General features: G+C 61.3%; 12 protein-coding genes. 1 reads left to right on the top strand and 11 read right to left on the bottom strand.

All coding sequences use genetic code 11. The annotated features are described in order from the left end of the window. Positions 1 to 28: 28 nt before the first annotated feature. From BLX42_RS17710 to BLX42_RS17700, 3 genes are all read right to left on the bottom strand, one after another. Positions 29 to 1,687, bottom strand: coding sequence for a Na/Pi cotransporter family protein (locus BLX42_RS17710; RefSeq protein WP_046786720.1), 1,659 nt, complete (start codon positions 1,685 to 1,687; stop codon positions 29 to 31). A gap of 228 nt (positions 1,688 to 1,915) precedes the next feature. Next, positions 1,916 to 2,686: a TerC family protein gene (locus BLX42_RS17705; protein ID WP_012316834.1), complete on the bottom strand. Its 771-nt coding sequence runs from the start codon at positions 2,684 to 2,686 to the stop codon at positions 1,916 to 1,918. Positions 2,687 to 2,759: 73 nt separating this feature from the next. Further along, positions 2,760 to 4,067, bottom strand: a complete 1,308-nt coding sequence (locus tag BLX42_RS17700) for a CitMHS family transporter (protein WP_012316833.1) — start codon at positions 4,065 to 4,067, stop codon at positions 2,760 to 2,762. A 266-nt stretch (positions 4,068 to 4,333) separates the two neighbouring features. On the opposite strand from BLX42_RS17700, the gene BLX42_RS17695 reads away from it, so the two are divergent. Beyond that, positions 4,334 to 4,735, top strand: coding sequence for a GFA family protein (locus tag BLX42_RS17695; RefSeq protein WP_161872284.1), 402 nt, complete (start codon positions 4,334 to 4,336; stop codon positions 4,733 to 4,735). Between the two features lie 60 nt (positions 4,736 to 4,795). On the opposite strand, the gene BLX42_RS17690 is transcribed toward BLX42_RS17695, so the two are convergent. The 8 genes from BLX42_RS17690 to BLX42_RS17655 all read right to left on the bottom strand — a co-directional run bounded on the left by BLX42_RS17690 (position 4,796) and on the right by BLX42_RS17655 (position 12,135). Further along, positions 4,796 to 6,754 (bottom strand): DUF4105 domain-containing protein, encoded by a 1,959-nt coding sequence (locus BLX42_RS17690; protein WP_161872283.1) that lies wholly within the window; start codon positions 6,752 to 6,754, stop codon positions 4,796 to 4,798. Further along, positions 6,751 to 7,071 carry a DUF2388 domain-containing protein gene (locus tag BLX42_RS17685; protein WP_012316830.1) on the bottom strand — a complete coding sequence of 107 codons (321 nt, stop codon included), beginning with the start codon at positions 7,069 to 7,071 and terminating at the stop codon, positions 6,751 to 6,753. The genes BLX42_RS17690 and BLX42_RS17685 overlap by 4 nt, the downstream gene beginning before the upstream one ends. Beyond that, positions 7,056 to 7,400, bottom strand: a complete 345-nt coding sequence (locus tag BLX42_RS17680) for a DUF2388 domain-containing protein (RefSeq protein ID WP_046786716.1) — start codon at positions 7,398 to 7,400, stop codon at positions 7,056 to 7,058. Before BLX42_RS17680 ends, BLX42_RS17685 begins: the two co-directional genes overlap by 16 nt. 83 nt (positions 7,401 to 7,483) lie before the next feature. Continuing rightward, on the bottom strand, positions 7,484 to 7,801 hold the full coding sequence (locus BLX42_RS17675) for a DUF2388 domain-containing protein (RefSeq protein ID WP_046786715.1): 318 nt from the start codon (positions 7,799 to 7,801) through the stop codon (positions 7,484 to 7,486). Positions 7,802 to 8,117: 316 nt separating this feature from the next. After that, positions 8,118 to 8,333, bottom strand: a complete 216-nt coding sequence (locus tag BLX42_RS17670) for a DUF1127 domain-containing protein (protein WP_012316827.1) — start codon at positions 8,331 to 8,333, stop codon at positions 8,118 to 8,120. Between the two features lie 375 nt (positions 8,334 to 8,708). After that, positions 8,709 to 10,202, bottom strand: a complete 1,494-nt coding sequence (locus BLX42_RS17665; protein ID WP_161872282.1) for an acetyl-CoA hydrolase/transferase family protein — start codon at positions 10,200 to 10,202, stop codon at positions 8,709 to 8,711. Positions 10,203 to 10,390: 188 nt separating this feature from the next. Next, complete coding sequence (locus BLX42_RS17660; RefSeq protein ID WP_042111833.1) at positions 10,391 to 11,827, bottom strand: NAD(P)(+) transhydrogenase (Re/Si-specific) subunit beta; 1,437 nt, start codon at positions 11,825 to 11,827, stop codon at positions 10,391 to 10,393. Positions 11,828 to 11,829: 2 nt separating this feature from the next. After that, the gene (locus BLX42_RS17655) at positions 11,830 to 12,135 is read right to left on the bottom strand and encodes an NAD(P) transhydrogenase subunit alpha (protein ID WP_039604736.1); all 306 of its coding nucleotides are present in this window, start codon (positions 12,133 to 12,135) and stop codon (positions 11,830 to 11,832) included. Positions 12,136 to 12,143 lie beyond the last annotated feature (8 nt).

Genomic DNA, 12,143 nt, shown 5'->3' with positions numbered 1-12,143 from the left:
GCGAGCTTGGGTCTCCAGGTAGGCGAGATCAGGGTAGGCGGGCTTCGTCCGGCACACTGTCGAGCATTAGCCCGCCGGTGTCCGAGCCACCCAGTACCACATAGGCACTGCTGCAGAACAAAGAGTTCAACCGCTTCATGTCAGCGATCAGCTCCAAGTGTAGCGAACTGGTCTCGATACTTTGCACTACCTTGCGTTGCAGGCGGCTGACATGGGCATGGGCCAGGCGTCTTTCCTGGGCACGGAAGCGGCGTTTTTCCCGCAACAGCAAGCGTGCGCTCTCTGGGTCGGCGCTGAGAAATACCGAAAGGCCCAGGCGCAGGTTGGTCAGCAATTGCTCTTGCAGGCCGGCCAGCTCTTGCAGGCCGACCTGGGAAAACTCCCGGCGTTGGCTGGTCTTCTGCTGTTGGACCTTGCGCAGCATGCGTTCGACCAGGTCACAGGCCAGCTTGAGGTTGATCGCCAGTTCGATGATTTCGGCCCAGCGCCTGTTGTCCTGATCGCTGAGGTCTTCCCGGGGCATTTGGGCCAGGTACAGTTTGATGGCGCTGTACAGCGCTTCGGCATCTTCGCCCAGGGCACGGACCTGCTGTGGGAGGGCGGTCTGGGTGCCGCGCAGGGCGTTGAGCATGGCCTCGAGCAGGCTGTCGACGATATCGCCCAGGCGCAACGTTTCGCGGGCAGCATTGGCCAAGGCCAGGCTGGGTGTGGTGAGTGCCGAGGCGTCCAGGTGGCGTGGGCGCACTTGGCCGTTACCGTTCTCGCGCTCCGGCAACAAGCAGTTGCACAGGCGCCCCATGGGCTTGACGGTGGGCAGCAGGACCAGGCAACGCAGCGTGTTGTAGAGCAGGTGGAAGCCGATCACCAGCTCCTGTGGGCTGAAGCTCAGCGAGTCCATCCACGCCACCAGTGGATTGAGCACCGGAATGATCAGCACCAGGCCGATCAGCTTGTACAACAGGCTTCCCAAGGCCACTCGCCGGCCCGCGGCGTTCTGCATGCTGGTGCTGAGAAACGCCAGCAGCCCGCTGCCGATGTTGGCGCCGACCACCAGGCCGATGGCCACTGGCAGGCTGATCAGTTCAGCGCCGGCCAGGGTAGCGGTCAGCAGCACTGCTGCCAGGCTGGAGTACGAAACCATGGCGAACACTGCGCCAGCCAAAGCATCGAGCAGGATGTCTCCGGTCAATGAGGCGAACAGTACTTTCACACCCTGAGCCTGGGTGATGGGGGTGGCCGCCTGAACGATCAGTTCCAGCGCCAGAATGATCAGACCCAGGCCGATGCCTACCCGGCCCAGCTGGCCCGCGCGCGTTTGCTTGCGCGACAGAAAAAAGATCACACCCAGGAATATCAGCAACGGCGAGAGCCATGAAAGGTCCAGGGTAAGCACCCTGGCCATCAGTGCAGTGCCGACATCTGCACCGAGCATGATTGCCAAGGCCGGGGTCATGGCCATCAAGCCCTGACCCACGAATGACGTCACCAGCATGGCGGTCGCGTTGCTGCTCTGCACCACGGCCGTGACCAGGATACCGGCGATGAATGCCAATGGCCGCCGGTTCATGTTCTGGCTCAGGACCCGGCGCAGGTTGGAGCCGAACACTCTCAGGATGCCGGTACGGACGATGTGCGTGCCCCATACCAGCAACGCGACGGCGGAAAGCAGGTTGAGCAGGGTCAGCATGGTGTAGCCCCCCTCTTATCCGGGCTCCAAAGGCGGAGCCAATGGGTGAAGCGGTAAGCCTGGCCCGGGGGTGGGTGTTTTTATCCAGTGCTTACTCAAGCTTTAGTTGTTTTGCGGGCCTGTCGCCAGCTTGGCATGCTCGGCCAGTATTTGAAACCTGTCTGTCACGAAACCCAAGGCATGAAAAAGGGCCCTGATGAGGGCCCTCGAATACTGCGTTCGCGGTGCTTACTGACCCGGAATGTCCTTGCGCAATTTAACTGCGTCTTGCTCCTTGCCGCGCTTGCGCGCCATGGCGGTGCGCATGCGGATGTTGATGGCCTCCACCCCCAGGGAGAACGCCATGGCGAAGTAGACGTAGCCCTTGGGCACGTGCACATCGAAAGATTCGGCGATCAGCACAGTACCTACGACGATCAGGAACGAAAGCGCAAGCATCTTCAGCGAAGGGTGCTTGTCGATGAAGTTGCTGATGGCACCGGCGCACAACATCATCACCAGTACTGCAACGATGATTGCTGCGACCATCACCGGCACATGCGAAACCATGCCTACAGCAGTGATCACCGAGTCCAGGGAGAACACGATGTCGATGATGGCGATCTGAATGATGGTGAAGAGGAACGTGCCGCCCTTGCCCTTGGGCTCGTCACCGCTTTCGTCCTCGCCTTCCAGGCCGTGGTAGATCTCCTGCGAGCTTTTCCACAGCAGGAACAGGCCGCCAAAGAACAGAATCAGGTCGCGGCCCGAGATGCCCTGGCCGAATACCACGAACAGGTCGGCAGTCAGGCGCATGACCCAGGTGATCGACAGCAACAGCAAAATGCGGGTGACCATGGCCAGGGCCAGGCCGAAGATTCGGGTGCGCGCCTGCATGTGCTTGGGCATGCGGCTGACCAGAATCGAGATCATGATGATGTTGTCGATACCGAGAACGATCTCAAGCGCAGTGAGGGTGAAAAAGGCAACCCAGATTTCCGGGCTGGTCAGCCATTCCATGTGTATTCCTTCGAACGATAGTGGCGAAGCGCCCCTGCACAGGGCACTTCGCGTTGCGGAGACAGGCGTTTATTTACAGACTGCTGAACAGCGGAAAAATGCCCATCAGCAGTGCGGCGAGCATTATGCACATGCACACCAGTACTGCCCACTTGAGGGTGAAGCGCTGATGATCACCGAATTCGATGCCTGCCAGCGCCACCAGCAGGTAGGTCGAGGGTACCAGCGGGCTCAGCAGGTGTACCGGCTGGCCGACGATCGAAGCGCGGGCCATTTCCACCGGGCTGATGCCGTAGTGGCTGGCCGCTTCGGCCAGCACCGGCAGCACGCCGTAATAGAAGGCGTCATTGGACATGAAGAAGGTGAACGGCATGCTCACGATCGCGGTGATCACCGCCAGGTAAGGGCCCAGCGCTTCGGGAATGACCGCCAGCAAGCTTTTGGACATGGCCTCGACCATGCCGGTGCCCGACAGGATGCCGGTGAAGATACCGGCGGCGAAGATCAGCCCGGTCACGGCGAGTACGCTGCCAGCGTGGGCGGCAATACGGTCCTTCTGCTGCTGAAGGCAAGGGTAGTTGACGATCATGGCGATGCTGAAGGCGATCATGAACAGCACCGGCAGTGGTAGCAGGCCTGCGATCAGTGCAGCCATCAGCGCAGCGGTGAGCGCACCGTTGAACCACAGAAGCTTCGGCCGGCGTGCGTCGGGGAACTGCGACACGGTGATTTCGCTGTGATCGATGTCGTCGGTAGGCAGGTGCAGTTCACCCAGGCGGGCACGCTCACGCTTGCCGTACATGTAGGCGATGGCCAGGATCGCCAGCACGCCAAAGACCATGGCCGGGATCATCGGTACGAAAATGTCCGAAGGGTCTACGTGCAGGGCACTGGCTGCGCGGGCAGTAGGGCCGCCCCATGGGGTCATGTTCATTACCCCACCGGCGAGGATGATCAGGCCGGCCATGATCCGCGGGCTCATGCCCAGGCGGCTGTACAGGGGCAGCATGGCGGCGCAGCAGATCATGTAGGTGGTGGCGCCGTCACCGTCCAGCGAGACCACCAGGGCCAGCACGGCGGTGCCGACCGAGACTTTCAGCGGGTCGCCCTTGACCAGCTTGAGGATCTTGCGCACCGCCGGGTCGAACAGGCCGGAGTCGATCATCAGGGCGAAGTAAAGGATGGCGAACATCAGCATGACGCCGGTGGGCGCGAGCTTGCTGATGCCTTCGAGCATCATCGGGCCGATCTTGGCGGAAAAACCACCGAACAGGGCGAACAGGATCGGTACCAGGATCAGCGCGATCAAGGCCGACAGGCGCTTGGTCATGATCAGGTACATGAAGGTGATGACCATGGCAAAGCCGAGGAAGGTCAGCATGGCAATACTCCAGGCGTGGCGCGGCGAAAGGAAAGTCGATCGGGCGAATCAGCGCGTTGAGCGCTGCGCGGGGAGCAAGCGGGGGGGGACTGCGAAAGGGCGGGCACAGGAATACATCAGAATCACCATTGTTGTTGTTGATTGGGCCGGGCGCGGAAGATTCCGGGTGCCCTGGCTGACCGGTCTTGTGCCGGTAGTGGTGGCTATCCTATGGGGGCAAGCTTTCAGCCAGCTTTCGCCAGGAAAAGGGCGACGGGAGGTAGGAGATGTCTGATGTAACTGAAGGTGGCTGCCATTGCGGCGCCTTGCGCTATTGCTTGAGGGGTGAGTTGACGGATATCGCCCATTGCCATTGCTCGATCTGCAGGCGGGTCAGCGGCGGCCTGCTGGTGACCTGGCTCACCGTGCCTCGCTCCGGTTTCCAATGGGTGGCGGGCAGGCCGCAGTGCTATGTGGCTCCGGCCAGTTGCAAGCGCTACTTCTGCGGTGATTGTGGTGCACATGTGGCGTTGGTGACGTCGCATAGCCCGGGCAGCATCGATGTGACGGTAGCGACGCTGGACCACCCGGAACGGGTGCGGGCCACGCGGCACATTTGGACCGGGAGCCGGTTGCCCTGGCTGCATGTGGATGAAGGTTTGCCTGAAGAGGAAGAGGAAAAACGCTAGCCTCTGGATGGCATTGCCCGCCCTGTCGCCGGATTGCCGGCGACAGGGCCAGGAGGGCAATCAAGGCAGTTGCAGGCCGCCTGCTGCCTTGTGCAGCGCCCGCAGGTGCTCACCAATCAGCTTCACATTGGCCTCGACCGCAGCAATTTCCTTGGCCCGCGAAGGCTCCAGCAGCGCCCTGACTTCTCTGTCCAGGTCAGTGCTCAAGCGCAGCAACTGGGCCTGCCGTTCACTACTGACTTTTTCCAGATGCTTGCGCTCATCCGGCTGCGGCAGCCCGTATCCCTTTGTATCCAGCAGTTCGGCCGGGCGGCTGAGGAAGCCACTGTTGGCGAGCATCTGCTTCAGGGTCTGGTCAGCCTTGTTGATACTGCCATCTTTCAGCGCGGCCGCATTCAGATAGCGCTGCTTCACTTCATCCTGAGCCAGCAGCAGTTGGCGGCGCAGGCTGGCCTGTTCCAGCAAAAGCAAGGCGGCGCTGGTGCGCAGGTCGGCTTGCAAGAACCAGCCGCGGCGCTGTTCGGCGTCCTGGGCCAGCCAGTCCTCGACCTTGTCCTGCTTGACTGGCAGCTGTTGCTTCAGCACATCGAACATCGCTTGATAGCGTTCGCGATACGAGTCGAAACGGTAGCCCAGGCGCAAGGCTTCGCGCGGGTCGTCGAGCACGCTGGTATCGGCCAGCCCCCGGCCCTTCAATACTGCAAGCAAACCGTTGGGCATGATGCTGTCGAGATCATTCAGGCGCGGGTTGGCGGTGCCGCTGCGCAGCAGTTTCAATGACTCCACCGCACAGTTGTTGGACAGGAACCAGTAGTTGCCGTCATAACTCCAGTGCATCTCCGCGGCCTGGCGTACCAGGTTTTCAACTTCGTCGCGGTTGAGCTTCAACGGCACCGACGCCAGGCTGCGCAGTTCGGTCTTGGTGTATTCGTCGATCACTTGGGCCAGCGGTAGCACGAACAGCCTCGACGGATAGGCGCCAACCAGGCCATCCCAGCTGGACAGTTGAACGTCATTGACGAAGGCACGGTAGGAGAGCACCAGGTGCTGGTCGAGGTCCAGTCGGCAGTCTGGCCCGCGAGGGCGGCCGGGTTTGCAGATCACCAGGCGCAGCATGCTGTGGCCCCAACGGCTCACCAGGTTCTGGTTGGCCTCGGCCAGGAGAAAGTCCACCTCATAGACCCGTTCCGGGTCGATTTCGCCCAACGGCTGGCGGGCGAAGTCGCTGCCGGCGTTGAGGAATGGCAAGCCCTTGGCGCACGTTGCCTGCTCGGGCGCCCAGCCGAAATGATCAGCCAGGTACTGATTAAGTGCTGGCCGACGGCAGCCGTAGCTCGGGTCCAGGAGGAAGTACTCCATGTTGACCGCGATGTATTCCTTGGGGCTGCTCAGCTCATAGCTGTCGGGGCTGCGCAGGAACTGGCCATTGTGCTGTTCGCGCTCACCGCGGCGGCCGACGTATTGCTGCCAGCCGGCCAGGTCGAGCAGGCGCGGGTCGTCGCTCAGGGTAAAGCGGCGCTCGGCCTGGCCGCGGCATTGCTCGGGAAGACCGACCTTGCCAACGGTGCCTTGCTGGCGCTTGCAGCGGGCGATCAGCGAATGTTCAGCACTGGGCCAGAGCCGGGCTCGGTCGTATATGTGGGTAAGTTCGTGCAGGACTGTAGCCAGCAACTCCTCACGCACCGTGCCATGCGGACGGTTGGTGCGCTCCTGTGCAGCACTGCCGTCAGTCAGGCCGGGCAGCAGGCGCCGGTTGAGCTGCAGGGTCGAGACCAAGGAGGCCTGCCCGTAGGCATCGGCTGGCATGTTGTCGCTCCAGCTGACCTCAATGCGCCGGTCGAGCTGTTGCTTGAAGCGGGGAGGGAGCTTGGCCAAAGCCTCATCAAGCAGGGCTTGGGTGGCTTGAGCCTGCTGTGGGGCCAGGCCGGCTGCCTGCAGCTCGAGCTGCAGGCCGGCCAGGGCGGGCGTGCCCAGCAGCGTCAGGGCGCAGCCGAGCAACCAGGCACGTACGCGGTTCACAGTGCCAGGATGGCTTCGGCCAGCACCTGGTCGCTGGCGCCGCGCGCTTCAGGCACGCGTTCGCGCAGGGTGTTGAAGGCGGCCTCAAGCTGGGCGCCACGAATATCACCGTTGCTGGCGACGAAGCTGGCGGCATCGTCATGGGCTTCACGCACGACCTTGGAGTCGCGGATCGAGGTGGTGGTGTCAGAGGTGAAGTCGATCGAGCGGCCAAAGGCCCGCACGATGATGTTGCTGGTGGCCACCAGAGTTTGTGCCTGGGCCAGGTCGGCCAGCAGCAACATGCCGAGGGTAGCGGCGATCAGCGGTTTACGCATGGAGCATCTCCGGAAATGCAGGGAGTCAGATTTAGTGATTGGACGAGAATTGCTTCTGCCAGTTCAAGGTCGCCGACAGATTGACGGCCGCCGTCATGGCGCAGCGACTTGAGTGCTGCTTCCAGGCGTGCTCCGTGAATCAGGCCGTCGCTGGCGACGAAGGCTGCGGCATCGTCGCGAGCCTGCCTGACCAGCTTGCGGTCGAATGGGGCAGTCGTGACTTGGCTGGTGACGTAGCCTGTGATGACCAGGCCTTGCGTGGTGGTGTCCATGGCATGGGCACTGCCCATGGCGACTACGGAAAACAGCAGCGGCAACAGATAACGCATTGGCTTTCTTACGACAGGAACAGGAACGTCGAAGGCTAGCCCACAAGTACCGGCCAGGGCCAGCGCTTGTGGGCTGTAGCGGGTCAGATCGCGAGGATGGCCTGGGCCAATTGCGCATCGCTGGCCTGCAGGGCTGGCATGCTCGAGCGGATGTGCAGCAAAGCGCTCTCGAGCTTGGCGCCGCGAATGGCGCCCTGGCTGCCCACGTAGCTGGCCGCATCATCGCGAGCGGCCTGAACGATCTTGTCATCACGGAAAGACGAGGACACATCGGAGGTAGCGTCGGTGGAGGCGGCAACCGCGCCAACGACTGCATCAGTAGTGACAATGAAGCTGGTGGCGTGGGCAGTGCCGGCCAAGCCGAGCAGCAGGGCTGCGCCAATCAGGTAATTACGGGTCATGGTCGTGCACTCCTGGGGAAGATTCGGGTGGATCTGCTTATTGGACGCTCACACGGTTCGTCACGGTGGCTTTGAACATCTGGTTTTTACCAGACCGCCCAGTCAAGCGTATCACGCGCCGGAATTTATGGATGTCAATGAACGGCGCACAAGGTAACTGTTATGGTCTATTTTGATACATTGAAAATTGTACTGGTTCAGTGATGGCAGGCTCTGCTTCAAGGGTGGCCGAGAGTTACCCCATAAAAAAACCCGCTGCAGTCTCCTGCAACGGGTTTGGGATTCACGGTGCCAGCTGAAGCCGGCGAGCCGGTGCTTAGCGCCAGAACGGCTTGCTCAGCTCTTCGTAACGCTGCGACTCGCTGATACCGGCATCGGCCAGCAGGCGGGCATCGAGACGCGCCAGCTGACGGCGGCTGGCCATGCGGCGCTGCCACAGCAGCAGGGTAGAGAGCGCGCGCAGCGGCAGCGAAGCGTTGGTTTGCTGGGCGTTGTTTTCGAAAACGAGACCGGAACTGAGGGTACGTTCCATGATGTTTCATCCTTCCGCTTATGGCGGGACTAGGGAGTGGTTTAACTGATGCCAATGATCCTCCTCTGCTGTCCATAACAGTAGATACAGTTCTACTGCATTACGATGGTTCAGTTAACTGTGTAACCCTACTGTTGCACTCGAAACAGGCGCAACTGTACTGGTCCGCACCGTTATGGTGCTTTTTCAGGTTTTATATGGTTTTGAGTAGGCGGGAGCGTGGAGAATTAACGGTACAGTAGTACAGTTTTATCGTATTCAGTGCTTGCTGAATCGGGCTTGTGCCGAGAAAGGGCTGCAGGGCAGCCCTCGAGGTATTGCTATGGCGTCCGGAATGCGTGGCGGCCTCGGGCAAAGGCAGGCCGCTGCTACAGATCACCTGGCGAGCATGCGCCCACTTTCTTCCAGATTTTCGTGCCAGCTCAGCGCCTCACGCAGGATATGCGGAGTGTGGCCGCCACGCAGGCAAGCGCGATCGAAGTAGTCGTTCAGCGCTGCACGGTAATCCGGGTGGACACAGTTATCGATGATCGCCCGTGCCCGTTCCCGTGGCGCGAGGCCCCGCAGGTCGGCAAGCCCCTGTTCGGTCACCAGGATGTCCACGTCGTGCTCGGTGTGGTCGACATGGCTCACCATAGGCACCACGCTGGAGATCGCGCCGCCTTTGGCGATCGACTTGGTGACGAATACGGCCAGGTGGGCATTACGGGCGAAATCGCCGGAGCCACCGATACCGTTCATCATCCGGGTGCCACAGACGTGCGTGGAGTTGACGTTGCCGTAGATGTCGAACTCCAGCGCCGTGTTGATGCCGATGATGCCAAGGCGGCGCACGACTTCAGGGTGGTTGGAGATCTCCTGCGGGCGCAGTACCAGCTTGTCCTTGTAGCGCTCCAGGTTGCCGAATACGTCGGCATTGCGACGGCCCGACAGGGTGATGGAGCTGCCCGAGGCAAAACTCAGCTTGCCAGCGTCGATCAGGTCGAAGGTCGAGTCCTGAAGTACTTCGGAGTACATGGTCAGGTCTTCGAACGGCGACTCGATCAGGCCACACATCACCGCGTTGGCGATGCTGCCGATGCCGGCTTGCAGCGGGCCGAGCCTGTTGGTCATGCGGCCTGCATCCACTTCGTTCTTGAGGAAGTTGATCAGGTGGTCGGCGATGGCCTGGGTTTCATCGTCCGGCGGTAGCACGGTGGAGGGCGAATCTGGCTGGTCGCTGATGACGATGCCGACGATCTTGGCGGGGTCGATCGGGATTGCGGTGCTGCCGATGCGGTCATCCACTTTCACCAGCGGGATCGGCGTGCGGGTTGGGCGATAGGTCGGGATATAGATGTCGTGCAGGCCTTCGAGGTTGGCGTTGTGCGACAGGTTGATCTCGACAATCACCTGCTTGGCGAAGATCGCGAAGCTCGCCGAGTTGCCCACCGAAGTGGTCGGCACGATGTGGCCCTGTTCAGTAATGGCCACCGCTTCGATTACCGCGATGTCCGGCAGTTTGAGCTGCTGGTTGCGCAGTTGCTCGACGGTTTCCGACAGGTGCTGGTCGATGAACATCACCTGACCGTCGTTGATGGCTTTGCGCAGGGTGCTGTCGACCTGGAACGGCATGCGGCGCGCCAGCACGCCAGCCTCGGTCAGTTGCTTGTCCAGGTCATTGCCCAGGCTGGCGCCGGTCATCAGGCTGATTTTCAGAGGCGACAGCTTGGCGCGTTCGGCCAAGGCATGCGGTACGGCCTTGGCTTCGCCGGCGCGGGTGAACCCGCTCATGCCGACGGTCATGCCGTCCTCGATCAGGCCAGCGGCGTCAGCCGCACTCATTACCTTGCTGTGCAGGGAGGACAAGCGGATACGATCACGGTACATGGATTGTTATCTCGGGCTACTGAAGCTACTGCAGCGCAGTCTAGAGATTTACCCCGGCGCCGTCCCGCGACCATGGTCGTATGAGGAGCCACGCAATAGAGCCATTGATCTGGATCAGCAAAATGAAAAAGCCCCGGGAGGGATCTCGCCGGGGCTTCTTTATAGTCCACTGGGTGGTGGAATCGGGGTTACTCGACGGCTTTGACCATATCCTCGATGACCTTCTTCGCGTCACCGAACACCATCATGGTCTTGTCCAGGTAGAACAGTTCGTTGTCCAGGCCGGCGTAGCCGCTGGCCATGGAGCGTTTGTTGACGATGATGGTCTTGGCTTTGTACGCCTCCAGGATCGGCATGCCCGCGATCGGCGACTTTGGATCGTTCTTCGCCGCCGGGTTGACCACGTCGTTGGCGCCCAGCACCAACACTACGTCAGCCTGGCCAAACTCGGCGTTGATGTCTTCCATCTCGAACACTTGGTCGTAGGGCACTTCGGCCTCGGCCAGCAGTACGTTCATGTGCCCGGGCATGCGCCCTGCCACCGGGTGGATCGCGTACTTCACGGTCACGCCGTTGTGGGTCAGCTTCTCGGTCAGCTCCTTGAGCGCGTGCTGGGCACGGGCTACCGCCAGTCCGTAGCCGGGTACGATGATCACCGTGTCGGCGTTGCTCAGCAGGAAGGTCGCGTCGTCAGCCGAGCCAGACTTCACCGGGCGCTGCTCTTTCGAGCCTTGCGCTGCGCCGGTATCGGTATCCCCGCCGAAGCCGCCGAGGATGACGTTGAAGAACGAGCGATTCATCGCTTTGCACATGATGTACGAGAGGATCGCACCGCTGGAGCCCACCAGGGAGCCGGCGATGATCAGCATCGAGTTGTTCAGCGAGAAGCCGATACCGGCCGCCGCCCAACCCGAATAGCTATTGAGCATCGACACCACCACCGGCATGTCTGCACCGCCGATCGGGATAATGATCAGTACACCCATGATGAAGGCCAGGACCAGCATCAAGGTGAAGGCGCTGTAGTGGCCGGTGAAGGTGAACAGCAGGCCCAGGGCAATCGTGGTCAGGCCCAGAATCAGGTTCAGCTTGTGCTGGCCGGCGAACTGTACCGGTGCGCCTTGGAACAGGCGGAACTTGTACTTGCCCGACAGCTTGCCGAACGCGATCACGGAACCGGAGAAAGTGATTGCACCGATGGCAGCGCCAAGGAACAGCTCCAGGCGGTTACCGGTGGGGATCGGGTCGCTGATGCTGGCGACAATGCCCATCGATTGCGGCTCGAGTACTGCCGCGATGGCAATGAATACCGCCGCCAGGCCGATCATGCTGTGCATGAAGGCGACCAGCTCCGGCATCTTGGTCATTTCTACGCGCTTGGCCATGATCGAGCCCGCGGTACCGCCGACCAGCAGGCCGACGATGACGTAGCCAATCCCGGCAGTTGCCAGCTCTGCCCCAAGCTTATAGATGAGGCCAACCGTGGTGAGGATCGCGATCCCCATGCCGATCATGCCGAACAGGTTGCCGCGCCGCGACGTGGTCGGGTGCGACAGGCCCTTGAGCGCCTGAATGAAGCAGACCGAGGCGACGAGATAGAGGAGCGTTACCAGATTCATGCTCATGCTTACTTCTGCGCCTCGTTCTTGGTTTTCTTCTTGAACATCTCAAGCATGCGACGGGTGACCAGGAAGCCACCGAACACGTTGACCGCAGCCAGGGCCACCGCCAGGGTGCCCATCAGCTTGCCGGCCGGGGTCACGGTCAGCGCAGCAGCCAGCATGGCGCCGACGATGACGATGGCCGAGATGGCGTTGGTGACCGCCATCAGGGGTGTGTGCAGTGCCGGGGTCACGTTCCAGACCACGTGGTAGCCGATATAGATGGCCAGCACGAAGATGATCAGGTTGTAGATGCCATGGGAAATCAGCATGTCTTCCA

Source organism: Pseudomonas sp. SG-MS2 (genome assembly GCF_009933855.1).
GTDB lineage: Bacteria > Pseudomonadota > Gammaproteobacteria > Pseudomonadales > Pseudomonadaceae > Aquipseudomonas > Aquipseudomonas putida_E.
Note: the sequence above shows the minus strand (reverse complement) of the source record. Positions and strands in the feature narration are given on the sequence as shown.

Excerpts from the sequence above, each read along its gene's own strand:
- BLX42_RS17710 (WP_046786720.1), bottom strand. The coding sequence starts at position 1,687 with ATGCTGACCCTGCTCAACCTGCTTTCCGCCGTCGCGTTGCTGGTATGG.
- BLX42_RS17705 (WP_012316834.1), bottom strand. The coding sequence starts at position 2,686 with ATGGAATGGCTGACCAGCCCGGAAATCTGGGTTGCCTTTTTCACCCTC.
- BLX42_RS17700 (WP_012316833.1), bottom strand. The coding sequence starts at position 4,067 with ATGCTGACCTTCCTCGGCTTTGCCATGGTCATCACCTTCATGTACCTG.
- BLX42_RS17695 (WP_161872284.1), top strand. The coding sequence starts at position 4,334 with ATGTCTGATGTAACTGAAGGTGGCTGCCATTGCGGCGCCTTGCGCTAT.
- BLX42_RS17685 (WP_012316830.1), bottom strand. The coding sequence starts at position 7,071 with ATGCGTAAACCGCTGATCGCCGCTACCCTCGGCATGTTGCTGCTGGCC.
- BLX42_RS17680 (WP_046786716.1), bottom strand. The coding sequence starts at position 7,400 with ATGCGTTATCTGTTGCCGCTGCTGTTTTCCGTAGTCGCCATGGGCAGT.
- BLX42_RS17675 (WP_046786715.1), bottom strand. The coding sequence starts at position 7,801 with ATGACCCGTAATTACCTGATTGGCGCAGCCCTGCTGCTCGGCTTGGCC.
- BLX42_RS17670 (WP_012316827.1), bottom strand. The coding sequence starts at position 8,333 with ATGGAACGTACCCTCAGTTCCGGTCTCGTTTTCGAAAACAACGCCCAG.
- BLX42_RS17665 (WP_161872282.1), bottom strand. The coding sequence starts at position 10,202 with ATGTACCGTGATCGTATCCGCTTGTCCTCCCTGCACAGCAAGGTAATG.
- BLX42_RS17660 (WP_042111833.1), bottom strand. The coding sequence starts at position 11,827 with ATGAGCATGAATCTGGTAACGCTCCTCTATCTCGTCGCCTCGGTCTGC.
- BLX42_RS17655 (WP_039604736.1), bottom strand. The coding sequence starts at position 12,135 with ATGCTGATTTCCCATGGCATCTACAACCTGATCATCTTCGTGCTGGCC.